This is a genomic window from Mycolicibacterium llatzerense (assembly GCF_025331195.1).
In the GTDB taxonomy this organism is placed as follows: domain Bacteria; phylum Actinomycetota; class Actinomycetes; order Mycobacteriales; family Mycobacteriaceae; genus Mycobacterium; species Mycobacterium llatzerense.
On record NZ_LXOV01000001.1, the window covers coordinates 2888993 to 2903230 of the forward strand.

Annotated in this window: 13 protein-coding genes; 5 read left to right on the plus strand and 8 right to left on the minus strand. The window is 66.9% G+C overall.

The features are described from left to right. The first annotated feature begins 70 nt into the window (after nucleotides 1–70). On the plus strand, nucleotides 71–934 hold the full coding sequence (locus A7G45_RS14240; RefSeq protein ID WP_260937799.1) for a type IV toxin-antitoxin system AbiEi family antitoxin: 864 nt from the start codon (nucleotides 71–73) through the stop codon (nucleotides 932–934). A 58-nt stretch (nucleotides 935–992) separates the two neighbouring features. Here the strand turns inward: A7G45_RS14240 and A7G45_RS14245 are convergent, their stop codons facing one another. Genes A7G45_RS14245 through sdhC form a run of 4 tightly spaced genes read right to left on the minus strand, consistent with a single transcriptional unit; the run spans nucleotide 993 to nucleotide 4457 of the window. Continuing rightward, nucleotides 993–1778: a succinate dehydrogenase iron-sulfur subunit gene (locus A7G45_RS14245; protein ID WP_043397621.1), complete on the minus strand. Its 786-nt coding sequence runs from the start codon at nucleotides 1776–1778 to the stop codon at nucleotides 993–995. Between the two features lie 2 nt (nucleotides 1779–1780). Beyond that, complete coding sequence (gene sdhA, locus A7G45_RS14250; protein ID WP_260937804.1) at nucleotides 1781–3535, minus strand: succinate dehydrogenase flavoprotein subunit; 1755 nt, start codon at nucleotides 3533–3535, stop codon at nucleotides 1781–1783. Between the two features lie 8 nt (nucleotides 3536–3543). Next, nucleotides 3544–4026 carry a succinate dehydrogenase hydrophobic membrane anchor subunit gene (locus A7G45_RS14255; protein ID WP_260937806.1) on the minus strand — a complete coding sequence of 161 codons (483 nt, stop codon included), beginning with the start codon at nucleotides 4024–4026 and terminating at the stop codon, nucleotides 3544–3546. After that, a complete protein-coding gene (gene sdhC / locus A7G45_RS14260; RefSeq protein WP_081936740.1) occupies nucleotides 4023–4457 on the minus strand; it encodes a succinate dehydrogenase, cytochrome b556 subunit in 435 nt (144 codons plus the stop codon). The genes A7G45_RS14255 and sdhC overlap by 4 nt, the downstream gene beginning before the upstream one ends. 225 nt (nucleotides 4458–4682) lie before the next feature. Here sdhC and A7G45_RS14265 point away from each other — a divergent pair, with 225 nt between their 5' ends. The 4 genes from A7G45_RS14265 (at nucleotide 4683) to A7G45_RS14280 (ending at nucleotide 8484) form a co-directional block, all read left to right on the plus strand. Continuing rightward, nucleotides 4683–5078 (plus strand): cytidine deaminase, encoded by a 396-nt coding sequence (locus A7G45_RS14265; protein ID WP_260937809.1) that lies wholly within the window; start codon nucleotides 4683–4685, stop codon nucleotides 5076–5078. Nucleotides 5079–5161: 83 nt separating this feature from the next. Continuing rightward, the gene (locus A7G45_RS14270) at nucleotides 5162–6478 is read left to right on the plus strand and encodes a thymidine phosphorylase (protein ID WP_260937811.1); all 1317 of its coding nucleotides are present in this window, start codon (nucleotides 5162–5164) and stop codon (nucleotides 6476–6478) included. 73 nt (nucleotides 6479–6551) lie between these two features. After that, nucleotides 6552–7373 carry a dienelactone hydrolase family protein gene (locus tag A7G45_RS14275; protein ID WP_260937813.1) on the plus strand — a complete coding sequence of 274 codons (822 nt, stop codon included), beginning with the start codon at nucleotides 6552–6554 and terminating at the stop codon, nucleotides 7371–7373. Between the two features lie 28 nt (nucleotides 7374–7401). Further along, nucleotides 7402–8484, plus strand: coding sequence for an adenosine deaminase (locus A7G45_RS14280; protein WP_260937815.1), 1083 nt, complete (start codon nucleotides 7402–7404; stop codon nucleotides 8482–8484). Here A7G45_RS14280 and A7G45_RS14285 read toward each other — a convergent pair. From A7G45_RS14285 to satS, 4 genes are all read right to left on the minus strand, one after another. Continuing rightward, nucleotides 8463–11417 carry an MMPL/RND family transporter gene (locus A7G45_RS14285; protein WP_260937817.1) on the minus strand — a complete coding sequence of 985 codons (2955 nt, stop codon included), beginning with the start codon at nucleotides 11415–11417 and terminating at the stop codon, nucleotides 8463–8465. The two genes, A7G45_RS14280 and A7G45_RS14285, sit on opposite strands and share 22 nt — an antisense overlap. After that, nucleotides 11414–11851 carry an MmpS family transport accessory protein gene (locus A7G45_RS14290; protein ID WP_043986731.1) on the minus strand — a complete coding sequence of 146 codons (438 nt, stop codon included), beginning with the start codon at nucleotides 11849–11851 and terminating at the stop codon, nucleotides 11414–11416. The genes A7G45_RS14285 and A7G45_RS14290 overlap by 4 nt, the downstream gene beginning before the upstream one ends. Before the next feature lie 207 nt (nucleotides 11852–12058). Beyond that, nucleotides 12059–12895: an alpha/beta fold hydrolase gene (locus tag A7G45_RS14295; RefSeq protein WP_260937819.1), complete on the minus strand. Its 837-nt coding sequence runs from the start codon at nucleotides 12893–12895 to the stop codon at nucleotides 12059–12061. 45 nt (nucleotides 12896–12940) lie between these two features. Then, entirely contained in the window at nucleotides 12941–14230 is a 1290-nt protein-coding gene (gene satS / locus A7G45_RS14300; RefSeq protein ID WP_260937822.1) for a protein export chaperone SatS, read from the minus strand. Nucleotides 14231–14238: the final 8 nt, after the last annotated feature.

Here is a 14238-nt window from a genome sequence, read left to right on the forward strand (position 1 = left end):
AGATTGTCGCGATCTACTTCACGTTGGGCGCGGCATGGAACCGGGCAGAGCCCATCAGCGTCCAATACGTATGGCGGGGGATTGGCCCTTTCTGGGCTCGGAGGCGCTGGCAGCAGGGCTGGTCAGCCGCTACGAATTGGATACGCGACACGAGATGATCCACCGGGATGTCTACATCCCGCGTGGCGCAGCGATGACACCGGTCGACAAGGCGGTTGGCGCCTGGTTGTGGACGGGCCGACGCGGCGTTGTGGCGGGCTTGTCTGCCGCCGCATTGCACGGTTCGCGGTGGATCAACGCCGACGAGCCTGCCGAGATCAATCAGCCCAGCAGGCATAAGGCCTCCGGTGTCCTGCTGCACAGCGATGAACTCGGCGCCGACGAAATCTCGGTGGTCCGCGGCATCCGGTCGACCAACCCGGCCCGGACAGCATTCGATCTCGGCCGCCGGAAGGGGCTGACCAAGGCAGTCATCCGGGTGGACGCGCTGCTGCAAGTATGTGATTTGAAACTTGTTGAGGTGCAAGCGCTTATCGACGGCCACCGGGGTGCTCGCGGGTTGGTCCAACTGCGCCGAGTACTCGAGCTGGCCGACTATGGAGCCGAGTCACCCCAGGAAACCCGGACTCGGCTCCTGCTCACCGACGCGGGTATGCGGCCCACGGATACCCAGATCGAGGTGTTCGGTGAGTACGGGGAACTGGTCGGGCGTATCGACATGGGTTGGCGGCAATGGAAAGTCGGGGTGCAATACGACGGCATCCAGCATTGGACCGACCCGAATCAACGGACGCGGGATATCGACCAGGACGTCGAGTATCGGGATCTCGGCTGGCGGATGGTGCGCGTTGGCGCGAACCTGCTAAACCATCGCCCACGCGCAATTATTGAGCGCGTCGGGGCTGCTCTGTATGCCGCAGGCTGTCCAACGTGAAAAAGATCGCGAGAATTTGGTGAATTCTCGCGATCTTCTTCACGTTCGGCGGAAAGAACTAGCGGGCAAACATCAAGGCGCGCTTGACTTCCTGGATCGCCTTGGTCACCTGGATGCCGCGGGGGCAGGCCTCGGTGCAGTTGAAGGTGGTGCGGCAGCGCCACACACCGTCGACCTCGTTGAGGATGTCGAGCCGCTCGGCGGCTGCCTCGTCACGCGAGTCGAAGATGAACCGGTGCGCGTTGACGATGGCGGCGGGGCCGAAGTACGAACCCTCGCTCCAGTACACCGGGCACGAGGTGGTGCAGCAGGCGCACAGGATGCACTTGGTGGTGTCGTCGAAGCGGGCGCGGTCGGTCTGCGACTGGATGCGCTCACGGGTCGGGGGGTTACCCGACGTGATGAGGAACGGCTTTACGGCGCGGAAGGCGTCGAAGAACGGCTCCATGTCCACCACGAGGTCCTTCTCCACGGGCAGGCCGCGGATGGGCTCGATCGTGATGGTCAGGTCCTTGCCGGCCTTCTTCGGCAGCAGGTCGCGCATGAGGACCTTGCAGGCCAGCCGGTTGACGCCGTTGATCCGCATGGCGTCCGAGCCACACACACCGTGCGCGCAGGACCGCCGGAACGTCAGCGTGCCGTCCAGGTAGCCCTTCACGTACAGCAGCAGGTTGAGCAACCGGTCGCTGGGCAGGCAGGGCACGCGGAAGCTCTGGAAGCCGGCGGCGTCGGGGTCCTCCGGGTTGAACCGGGCGATCTTCAGCGTGACCATGACGGCGCCGTCCGGCACCGGGGGCAGCGGCGGGTCGCCGGCTTCGGGCTTGTCGAGGACAGGTGCACTCATGGTTAGTACTTCCGTTCCATCGGCTCGTACCGGGTCTGGACGACAGGCTTGTAGTCCAGCCGGATATCGGACAGGAGGTCGGCGCCCTGCTTGTAGGCCATGGTGTGGCGCATGTAGTTGGTGTCGTCGCGGTCCGGGTAGTCCTCGCGGGCGTGGCCGCCACGCGACTCCTTGCGGTTCAGCGCACCGACGACGGTGACCTCGGCCAGCTCGAGCAGGAAGCCCAGCTCGATGGCCTCGAGCAGGTCGCTGTTGTAGCGCTTGCCCTTGTCGTGCACCGTGATTCGCGAGTACCGCTCCTTCAGCGCGTGGATGTCCGTCAGCGCCTGCTTGAGGGTCTCCTCGGTGCGGAACACCGCGGCGTTGTTGTCCATCGACTGCTGCAGCGCGGTGCGGATGTCGGCGACACGCTCGTTGCCGTGGTCGGACAGGATGTCGCCGACCCAACCGATGACCATGTCCGCCGGGTTGTCGGGCAGCTCGATGTAGTTGTGGTTCTGCGCGTACTCGGCGGCAGCGATGCCGGCGCGACGGCCGAACACGTTGATGTCGAGCAGCGAGTTGGTGCCAAGGCGGTTCGCGCCGTGCACCGAGACGCAGGCGCACTCACCGGCGGCGTACAGACCCGGAACCACGTTGACGTTGTCGCGCAGCACCTGGCCGTTGATCGTGGTCGGGATACCGCCCATGACGTAGTGGCAGGTCGGGTACACCGGCACCAGCTCGGTGACGGGGTCGACGCCCAGGTAGGTGCGGGCGAATTCGGTGATGTCCGGCAGCTTGGCCTCCAGCACCTCCGCGCCGAGGTGACGCACGTCGATGTAGACGTAGTCCTTGTTGGGTCCGGCGCCGCGGCCTTCGAGGACCTCGAGCACCATCGAGCGGGCGACGATGTCGCGGGGCGCGAGGTCGACGATGGTGGGCGCGTAGCGCTCCATGAAGCGCTCGCCGTCGGCGTTGAGCAGACGACCACCCTCACCACGCACGGCTTCCGAGATCAGGATGCCCAGGCCGGCCAGGCCTGTCGGGTGGAACTGGTGGAACTCCATGTCCTCCAAGGGAAGTCCCTTGCGGAAGATGATGCCCAGGCCGTCACCGGTGAGGGTGTGGGCGTTGGAGGTGGTCTTGTACATCCGGCCCGAGCCGCCGGTGGCGAAGACGATCGCCTTGGCGTGGAAGATGTGGATGTCGCCGGTGGCCAGTTCGTAGGCGATGATGCCGGTGGCAACCGGGCCGCTGGCGGTCTCGGTGAGGACCACGTCGAGTGCGTAGAACTCGTTGAAGAACTGGACGTCGTGCTTGACGCAGTTTTGGTACAGCGTCTGCAGGATCATGTGGCCGGTGCGGTCGGCGGCGTAGCAGGCGCGGCGGACCGGGGCCTTGCCGTGGTCGCGGGTGTGGCCGCCGAAGCGACGCTGGTCGATGCGGCCCTCGGGCGTCCGGTTGAACGGCATGCCCATCTTCTCGAGGTCCAGCACCGCGTCGATGGCTTCCTTGCACATGATCTCGACGGCGTCCTGGTCAGCGAGGTAGTCGCCGCCCTTGACGGTGTCGAAGGTGTGCCACTCCCAGTTGTCGTCCTCGACGTTGGCGAGCGCGGCGCACATGCCACCCTGGGCAGCACCGGTGTGCGAGCGAGTCGGGTACAGCTTGGTCAGCACCGCGGTGCGGACCCGGGGACCGGACTCGACGGCCGCGCGCATACCTGCGCCACCGGCACCGACGATGACGACGTCGTAGCGATGTTCCTGAATCATCTGCGTCCCTACTTGATGTTCGCGTCGAAGGTGACGAGCACGTAGCTGCCCAGCACCAGGGTGAATCCGGTGGCCAGCAGCAGAATCGAGTTCAGCCAGAACTTGGTGGTGTTCTTGCGGGCGTAGTCACCGATGATGGTGCGCATGCCGTTGGCGCCGTGGACCAGCGCCAGCCACAGCAGGGCCATGTCCCAGATCTGCCAGAACGGGGAGGCCCACCGCTGCGCGACGTAGTTGAAGTCGATGCGGTAGACGCCGTTCGCCCAGATCAGCCCGATGAACAGGTGACCGAGGGCGAGCAGCACCAGTGCCGCGCCGGAGAAGCGCATGAACAGCCAGGCGTACTTCTCGAAGTACGGGATGCCGCGGGGGCGCCGGGGAGCGCGCGGGTGGTCGAGGGCGGCGGGGCGGTCGTACTCGCGCTCCAGGATCGGGGCCGGACGTCCTCCGCGGCGCGCCTCAGCGGCGCCGGAATCGGTATGCGTGGTCACTTGAGCCACCCGTAGTGCTCAACCATGTGCATGCCCTCTACCCCAACTGCGGCGATGACGACCGCGATCCAGATGGCCAGGATGGTCCACAGCATGACCCGCTGGTACTTGGGTCCCTGCTGCCAGAAGTCGATCAGGATGACTCGCACGCCGTTGAGGGCGTGGTAGAGCACCGCCGCGACCAGGCCCATCTCCATGAACCCGATGATCGGCGTCTTATAGGTGTTGATCACCTCGTTGTAGGCCTCGGGGCTGACCCGGACCAGTGCCGTGTCCAGAACATGGACCAGCAGAAAGAAGAAGATGGTGGCACCGGTGATGCGGTGTAGTACCCAGGACCACATGCCCGGGTCTCCGCGATACAGGCTCCGCCGCTTCTGCGGGGATGAACGCGGCGCGGGTATGGAATCCGCGGCTGCCGCTGTACTCATTTCGACCTCCAACGCCGTCGGTGGACGCATGACCCGGCAGCAACTTTTTCGCGTGCCGAGCCCAAACCTCGGGGCGACTCTAATCCCAATTTGCGCACAGTCAGAACTACGGTGTGGGGGGAATGGCGAACCCGCGTCGGAAATTAGGTTTGCCTACATTAACTTACTGGGTGGTCGGGACGGGTCTCGAGGTGGTTTCGGGGCGCCGGGAACGGGGTGTCGGTGATGTCAGAAATTGACTGGAAGCTGTTGCGGGACAAGGCAATAACTGTTTCCAAGGATGCCTACGCACCCTACTCGAACTTCCCGGTGGGGGCGGCGGCGCTGGTCGACGATGGTCGAATCGTGGTGGGCTGCAATGTGGAAAATGTCTCATATGGCCTTGGCCTCTGCGCCGAGTGTGCTGTGGTCTGTGCCCTGCATTCCAGCGGCGGTGGACGGCTGCTCGCGCTGGCGTGCGTGGACGGTTCCGGGGCAGTGCTGATGCCGTGCGGGCGGTGCCGGCAAGTGCTTCTCGAGCACGGCGGACCGGCCATGCTGATCGACCACGCATCGGGTCCGCGGGCGCTGGCCGAACTGCTGCCCGACGCCTTCGGGCCGGATGACCTGAACCGCCGGTAACGCCAAGCGGGGCAACACTTCTGGTTACTGGCCGGTAACCAGCTCGATGGGGCGGCCTGGGCCGCCGGCAGGAGGATGTCATCGTGTCGTCGGACGCGCACAACCACGGGTCGCATCTCGATGCTCCGACAGTCATTCGCACCAAACGCGACGGCGGCGTGCTGTCCGATGCCGCGATCGACTGGGTGATCGACGGCTACACCCACGGCCGGGTGGCCGACGCGCAGATGTCGGCGTTGCTGATGGCCATCTTCCTGCGCGGGATGACGCCGGCCGAGATCGCCCGCTGGACCGCGGCGATGGTCGGCTCGGGCGAGCGCTTCGATTTCACCGACCTGCGGCGTGCCGGCCGGCCGCTGGCGCTGGTGGACAAACACTCGACCGGCGGCGTCGGCGACAAGATCACCATCCCGCTGGTCCCCGTCGTCATGGCCTGCGGCGGCGCCGTCCCGCAGGCGGCGGGCCGCGGCCTCGGGCATACCGGCGGCACCTTGGACAAGCTCGAAGCGATTCCGGGGTTCACCGCCGAACTGTCCAAAGACCGTATCCGCCAACAGCTTTCCGATATCGGGGCAGCGATCTTCGCGGCCGGGGACCTGGCGCCCGCCGACCGCAAGATCTACGCCCTGCGCGACGTCACCGGTACGACGGAATCGCTGCCGCTCATCGCCAGCTCGATCATGAGCAAGAAACTGGCCGAGGGCGCCCGCTCGCTGGTGCTGGACGTCAAGGTCGGTCGCGGCGCATTTCTCAAGACCGAGGCCGAGTCGCGCGAGCTGGCGCGCACCATGGTCGACCTCGGTGTCGCCTACGGCGTTCCGACCCGGGCGCTGCTCACCGACATGGACCGGCCGCTGGGTCGCGCGGTCGGCAACGCGATCGAGGTCGCCGAGTCGCTGGACGTGCTGGCCGGCGGCGGTCCGGACGACGTCGTCACGCTGACCGTCGCGCTGGCCCGCGAGATGCTGGACGTCGCCGGTATCGACGGCGTCGACCCGGCGCAGACCCTGACCGACGGCACCGCGATGGACTGTTTCCGGCAGCTGATCGCGGCGCAGGGCGGCGATCCCGAGGCGCCGCTGCCGATGGGCACGCACACCGAGACGGTGGTGGCGACCCGCGGTGGGGTGATGGGCGACATCGACGCCATGGCGGTCGCGATGGCCGTGTGGCGGCTCGGTGCGGGCCGGGCCCAGCCCGGCGACCCCGTGCAGGCCGGGGCGGGGCTGTACCTCCACCGGCGCAGCGGCGAGCCTGTCGCTGCCGGCGAGACGCTGTTCACGCTGTATACCGAGATCCCCGAGCGGCTGTCGTCAGCCTTGGCCGAACTCGACGGCGGCTGGTCCGTGGACGACGCGGCGCCGGCGCAGCGGCACGTGGTGCTCGACCGCGTCGAGTAGGCAGCGGCTGATTCGCCTTGGGCGAAAGCGGCATCCATGGCTCTGACCGGTCTGCGCCGCTAGGGTCGACCGCATGGCTGACGATGACCTCCGCGACTTCGAGCGCACCGAGTTCTCCCACGATGGCACGACCCGCACCGTCTACCGCCGCGGTACCGGTCCGGCCGTCATCGTGATCGCCGAGATTCCGGGCATCACGCCCAAGGTTCTCGACTTCGCCCGCAAGGTCGCCGATATCGGCTGTACCGCCGTCCTGCCCCACCTGTTCGGCATTCCGGGCCTGGATCCCAACGCGAGCAACATGGCCGCGCTCAAAGGCATGGCCTCGGTCCTGCCGGCGTGTGTCAGCAAGGAGTTCACCCTCCTGGCCACCGGCAAGACGTCGCCGGTGGTCGACTGGCTGCGGGCACTGGCGCGGTCCGAACACGAACGCTGCGGCGGCCCCGGCGTCGGCGCGATCGGGATGTGCTTCACCGGCGGCTACGCCCTGGCGATGGCCACCGACGACGTCATCCTGGCCCCGGTGCTGTCCCAGCCGTCGATGCCGATCGGCCTCACCGCCAAACAGCGCCACAACATCGACATCTCGCCGGCCGACCTGGAGGTCGTCAAAGGCCGCTGCGCCCGTGGGCTCAACGTCATCGGCATGCGGTTCAAGAGCGACAAGCTGGTCCCGGCAGCGCGTTTCGACTTCTTGCGGGAGCAGCTGGGTGACGCCTTCATCGCCGTCGAACTCGAGGACGCCGACGCGAACCCGGATGCGCGGCTGCCACCGCACTCGGTGGTCACCGAGCACCTGATCGACGAGCCGGGCCAGGCCACCCGAGCCGCACTGGACCAGGTACTGGACCTGTTCCGGACACGGCTGCTGCCGGCCACGGAACCCGCGGGCTAAAAGCCATCATCGGGCGCAAGATGGACGCATGACCCTGACTCTGGATCAGATCAAGCAAGCACCGAAAGCCCTGTTGCACGATCACCTCGACGGCGGCCTGCGCCCCGCCACAGTGGTGGAGCTGGCCGAGCAGAGCGGCTACGGCGACCTGCCCACCATGGACGTCGATGAACTGGCGATGTGGTTCCGCACCCAGGCGCACAGCGGCTCGCTGGTCCGCTACCTCGAGCCGTTCGCACACACCGTCGGCGTCATGCAGAGCACCGACGCGCTGTACCGCGTCGCCTATGAGTGCGTCGAGGATCTTGCCGCCGACAACGTCGTCTACGCCGAGGTCCGGTTCGCGCCCGAGCTGCACATCGCCGACGGTCTGGTGCTGGACGAGGTCGTCGACGCGGTACTGGCCGGGTTCGCGGACGGGGAGAAGGCCGCAGCAGCCGCAGGGCAGGCAGCGACGGTCCGGTGCCTGGTCACCGCGATGCGGCATGCCGCCCGGTCCCGTGAGATCGCCGAGTTGGCCATCCGGTTCCGCGACCGCGGCGTGGTCGGGTTCGACATCGCCGGTGCCGAGGCCGGCTACCCTCCGACCCGCCACCTCGACGCCTTCGAATACATGCGGGGCAACAACGCGCGCTTCACGATTCACGCCGGTGAGGCCTTCGGTCTGCCGTCCATCCACGAGGCCATCGCCTACTGCGGCGCCGACCGGCTGGGCCACGGGGTGCGCATCGTCGACGACATCGAAGCCGGGCCGGACGGTGCCTTCCGGCTCGGCCGGGTGGCGAACATCGTGCGGGACAAGCGAATTCCGCTGGAGATGTGCCCGAGCAGCAATGTGCAGACCGGCGCCGCGACGAGCATCGCCGAGCACCCGTTCGACCGGTTGGCCCGGCTTCGCTTCCGCGTCACCGTCAACACCGACAACCGCCTGATGAGCGACACCACCATGACCCAGGAGATGGCGCACCTGGTGGAGGCGTTCGGCTACGGCTGGACCGACTTGCAGCGGTTCACGATCAACGCCATGAAGTCGGCCTTCATCCCGTTCGATGAGCGGCTGGCGATCATCGACGACGTCATCAAACCGCGTTACGCCGTGCTCGTCGGGTAGCTGTCCGTCGGGGTGTCGTCGACGAAGCCAGACCGCCCGGCTGCCGCACCTGCCGGCGCGGGCTGCTGCGCCTGCTGGAACGACTTGGGCACGAACTTCTCGAAGTTGTACTTGCCCCGCGGATGGACCACCTGCGGCCACCAGAACCAGCGGCCGAGCAGCACCGCGATCGACGGCATCAGCAGCGACCGCACGATGAAGGTGTCGATCAGCAGGCCGATGGCGATGGTCGAACCCATCTGCGCCAGCACGATCAGCTTGCTGGCCATCATGCCGGCCATGGTGGCCGCGAACACCAGTCCGGCCGAGGTGACGACGCCGCCGGTGCCGGCCATGGACCGGATGATGCCGGTCTTGAGGCCGGCGTGGATCTCGTCCTGGAATCGGGAGACCAGCAGCAGGTTGTAGTCCGAGCCGACGGCCAACAGGATGATGACCGACATCAGCATGACCAGCCACTGCACCTGGATGCCGAACAGGTCTTGCCAGATCAGCACCGAGATGCCGAACGACGCGGCGATGGAACTGCCCGCGGTGCCGACGATGGTCAACGCCGCGACGGCGCTGCGGGTCAGGATGAGCATGATCATGAAGATCAGCGTCAGCGAGGAGATGACGGCGATCATCAGGTCGTAGCGGGCGCCGTCGGCCATGTCCCTGTACGTCGCCGCGACGCCGCCGAGGTAGATCTTGGCGTCCGACAGCGACGACATCTTCAAGGCGTCCTGCGCGGCCTTGCGTTCGGACTCGACGCGGTTGATCCCGTCGACGGTCGCCGGGTCGGTCTGGTGGGTGATGAACATGCGCGCGGACTTGCCGTCCGGCGACATGAACATCTTCAGCCCGCGCTGGAAGTCCGGGTTCTGGAAGGCCTCGGGCGGCAGGTAGAACAGGTCGTCGTTCTTGGCGCCGTCGAAGGCGGCACCCATCGACAGCGCGGTGTCGTTCATGGCCTGCATCTGGTCGATGAGGGCCTTCTGCGAGTTGTACGACGCCAGCGACAGGTCCCTGCTGGTCTTCATCGACGCGATGGTCTGGGGGAGCAGCGCCGTCAGCTTCGGTGCCAGGTCGGCCAGCTTGTCAGTGTTGACCTGGACGTCGCCGGTCCGGTCGGTCAGCTCGTCGATGCCGTCGAGGGAATCGAATACCGAGCGCACCGCGGCGCACATCGGGATGTCGAAGCAGTGCGGTTCCCAGTAGAAGTAGTTGCGCATCGGCCGGAACTGGTCATCGAAGTTCGCGATGTTGTTGCGCATCTCCTCGGTGACCTCCAGGAGCGCTTGGGACTTGGCGGCCGAGTCCTGGGTCAGCTTGGTCTGCTCGAGCGACAGTGCGTACTGCTTCTCCAGGATGCTGATCGACACGTTGGTGGCGTCGACCATCCGGAGCTGGTCCTCCAGCTGCTTGCGCTGGAACGGCAGGTTCATGTTGCTGGTCTGGCCCGAGACGCTCGTCTGGAACGGAATCGAGCTGTGCTGGATGGGAATGCCCAGCGGCCGGGTGATGCTCTGCACCATCGCGATGCCGTCGGTGTGCATCACGTTGCTCGAAATCTTGTTCAGCACCAGCATGTCGGCCGGGTTGCGCATGTCGTGGGTGGACTCGACCATCAGGATGTCGGGGTTCATCCGGGCCTGCGTGAAGTGCCGGTCGGCGGCGGCGAAGCCGATGTTGACCGGGGCGTCGTCGGGCAGGTAGTAGCGGTCGTTGTAGGCCGGCTTGTAGCCGGGGATGGCGACGACGCCGACCAGCACGACGAACAGGCTCGCCATCAGAATCGGTGCGGGCCAACGCACCACGGCCGTGCCGATGCGCCGCCAGAACCGACTCTGCGGTGGCCGCTTGGACTCGTACATGCCGACTCGGCTGCCGAGGTACAGGACGGCCGGGCCGAGCGTGACCGAGATCGCCACCACGACGAGCATGCCGATCGCGACCGGAGCGCCCATGGTGGTGAAGTAGGGCAGGCGGCAGAAGCTCAGGCAGTACGTCGCGCCGGCGATGGTCAGTCCGGAACCCACGATCACGGGCGCGACGGACTTGAAGGTGGCGTAGTACGAGTCGTCCCGGTCCAGCCCGATGCCGCGGTCTTCGCGGTACCGGCCGAAGATGAAGATGCCGTAGTCGGTGGCGGCGGCGATCGCCAGCATCGTCAGGATGTTGCCCGCGAAGGTCGTCAACCCGAACACGTCGTGGGTGGCGAGCACCGCCACCACGCCCCGAGCGGTCAGCAGCGCCAGGAACGTCAGGAACAGCTGGACCAGGGTGGTCCGGACCGAGCGGTAGACCACCAGCAGCATGCCGGCGATCGCGGCGAGGGTGATCAGCGTGATCATGATCAGGCTCGCGTTGCCGATGACGTGCATGTCGTCGGTCAGTGCGGCGGGACCGGCGACGTGGGCCTGGACCCCCGGTGGGGCCTTGGTCTCCTCGATCACCTTGCGGACGGCGTCCACGCCTTCGTTGGCGAGTGTCATGCCCTGCTCGCCGGCGAGGTTGATCATCACGTAGGACGCCTTGCCGTCGGCGCTCTGCGCGCCGGCCGCCGTCAGCGTGTCACCCCAGAAATCCTGGATGTGCTGGATGTGCTCGGGATCCTGCTGTAGCTTGCGGATGATCTCGTCGTAGTACTTGTGGGCGTCCGGGCCGAGCGGCTCCTTGCCCTCGACGACGACCATGATCGTGCTGTTGGAGTTGAACTCCTTGAAGTTGCTGCCCATCAACTTCATCGCGTGCATCGACGGGGCGTCCTCGGGCGCCATCGGCGCGGCGTGCAGCTCGCCGACGACCTCCAGCGGCGGTGCGATCACGTTCACCAGAACGGCGATCGCGATCCAGAACAGGATGATCGGCACCGACAGGATGCGCAGCGCATGGGCGAACTTGGGCCGCTTGGCTGTCGTGCTGTGCTGGGTCTCAAGTGTTTCGGTCATGCGGACTTCACCAAGCAGTAGGTCTGGGCATTGACGCCATCGGCGGACTTCTCTTCACGGACGGTGCCGTTGACGGTGACGCGGCAACCGATGTGGTCGCTGCTCTGCTCACCGTCGCTGCGGGCCATCAAGTTCGCGCTGACCGTCGGCAGCGTGGTGGACAGGGTGACCGACCACGGCAGTGTCGCGGTGACCGAGTGCACGTTGGCGTCCGGATCGAAGTAGCTGATGTCGGCCGAGCTCCCGGGTGGTCCGTAGACCTCGTACACGACGACCTTGGGGTTGAACTGGACGATCTCGATCCCCGCACCGGCATGGGCATTCAGGTTCTCGGACCCGAACTTCGCGTGCAGGCGCGACACCACCAGGCCCGACACCGCCAGCACGACCACCAGAAGAAGCGGTATCCAGACCTTCTTCACCAGGCGCCCCATCGAAAACGACCGCACCCGACCACCTTCCGCTCAACCCGCTGACCGAAACCCCGACGATCAGGCTGCTGCCTGTCTTGCCCTCGGCAGGCGGCTCCGCTGACTCAGCGGATTCTTGGGAAATTCTTACGCCTTGCTAACTAATATTGCAACGCGGTTGTGCCGGGTGTCGGCTGGGAGTGTGCGTGGTGGCCGGGTGACCTGGGATTTTCAGTCGGGCAGAACGGCCCTCAGTGCGGCCGCGAACTCGTTGGGCGCGCTCATGAACCCGCCGTGATCGCCGGGGAAGATGACGGGCTCGACACCCAGCAGGTGGCACAGCGCCATCGAGGTGCCGTGGGTGATGAGATGCTCGGAATCGGCGCCGATGCCGACGATGACCCGGCTTGCTATCAACGCGTCGAGGTCCGGCACATACGTTGTGGTGCACAGCAATTCGTGGTTGAAGAACCGGGCCAGGTCGGCGAGTTGCTTGGTCATCTCGTCGGGCGAGGGCGGTCCCGGCTGCACGGGAGCCCCGTCCTCGGACTGATCGAAGCCCGCCGTGGCCATGAACTTCGCCATCGCCGCGCCGGGCCCGTCGCTGTGGAAGGTGGCGATGATGTCCTGCGTCGCCGCGCGCTGCTTGGAGGCTTCCGATGCGGGCAGCAGTTCCAGCAGCGGTGGCTCGTGCGCGACCAGTGTCCGCACCCAGCCGGGGTACTTCGTGGCCAGCGCCAGACCGGTCACCGCGCCGCCGCTGGAGCCGAACACGTCGGCCGGACCGGCGCCGAGGTCATCGAGGATCGCGGCGACGTCGGCGGCCCGCAGCTCTGGCGTCGAGTCCTGTGCGGGATCGTCGATGGGGCTGGCGCCGAGCCCGCGTGGGTCGTACGTCACGACGGTGTGGTCGGCGGCCAGCGCGTCGGCGACGAGAGCGAACTCGGACGCCGTCATCGGGGAACCGATGACGGCGAGCACCGGCCCGCTGCCGCGCACCTCATAGTGCAGGGTCGCGCCGGGTACAGCGAGATTTCGGACGATGGGCTGGGTGCCGGTCTGGGTCATGTCAGTGCAGACCGGTGGCGTCCCCGGAACTCATCGCCGTCTGGACTACTCCTGGCGGAGTCGGGACTCGACGAAGCGCTCGAGGGTCTCCCACTGGGCGACGGCCTCGGCGTACGGCTTCGACGGGGCGCCGACGGTCTCGGGCTCGAGCACGTGGCCGACGAACTTGCCCAGCGGCTGGCTCGTGGTCAGGGCCTTGTCGGCGGTGCCGTCGTCGGCGTAGTCGCAGACGTCGCGGGCGAACTCGACCGCCAGGTCCAGCTGCTCGCGGTCGACGGCGTCGGGGCCGTCGGAGATGTCGTCGGACAGCCCGCTGAGCACGTAGACGTTGTCCTCGGTGACGCGGATCTGCAGCGAGCCGTCGGTGGCCGCCGTGCGGATGTCTGCGTAGGCCTCGAAGCTGGACAGGTCGCTCTCGTGCTCGTCGGCCAGGTAGCGGGCCAGGGTGCGCTCCGAGCCGAACACGCTGATGCGGCCGTTACGGCCGAGGAACCGCGGCTGGTCGTTGTAGTAGCACCGCAGCGTGTAGAAGGTGCCGCCCTTGGTCATGATGCGGATCGGGTCGATGCCGACGCGCTCCCAGAAGTCCTCGTCGCTGCCGAGCAGCTGGCGCTCCGCCTGGACGGTGAGGGCCGCCTCCTCGGAGTCCGTGTCGACCTCGCCCTCGATGACCTCGTCTTCGGAGTCCTCGGCTGCCGCTTCGGCCTCGTCGAGTTCGTCTTCCTCGGGCTCAGGTGCGGGCTCGTCGAGCTCGGCCTGGGCCTTGGCCGCCGCCGTGGCGTCGACCTCGGGGGTGGTCACCAGCTCGTCGATGGCGTCGAGCACGTGATCCCAGCTGCGGCCGACGGCGGCCTCGATGTCCGCCCAGCGCTTGCGGCCGGCGCGGCCCGAGTAGGCCTCGGCGCCGCCACCGAGCGTCGACAACACGGGGTTGCCGTTGAAGAACTTCGCCACCGCGATCAGATCGCACACCGAGCCGAGCGCGCCGACCACCTGGAGCGTGCGCCGCAGCGAGGTGACGGACTCGTCGGTGGGCTTCTCGGCGACCAGTTCCGGCACGCCGACCAGGTCGTGCAGGTGGCTCTCGTCCGGGTTCAGGCGGTGGGCGTTGGCCTCACCGAGCGCCTGCCACTTGGGGTGGTCAGCGAGGTCGTTGTCGGTGTTGGTCCGCACGAAGGCGGCCAGGTCAGCGACGGAGTCGAACCCGAAGAGGGCGTCGTCGTCGCCGAGGAACGCTTCCCACTCGTCGTCCGAGTCACGCCACAACGGCGCCCACAGGGTGTACAGATCGCCATGGGTCAAACCGAGCCGAACCGGCACGATGTCAGCAGCCATGCGGCACA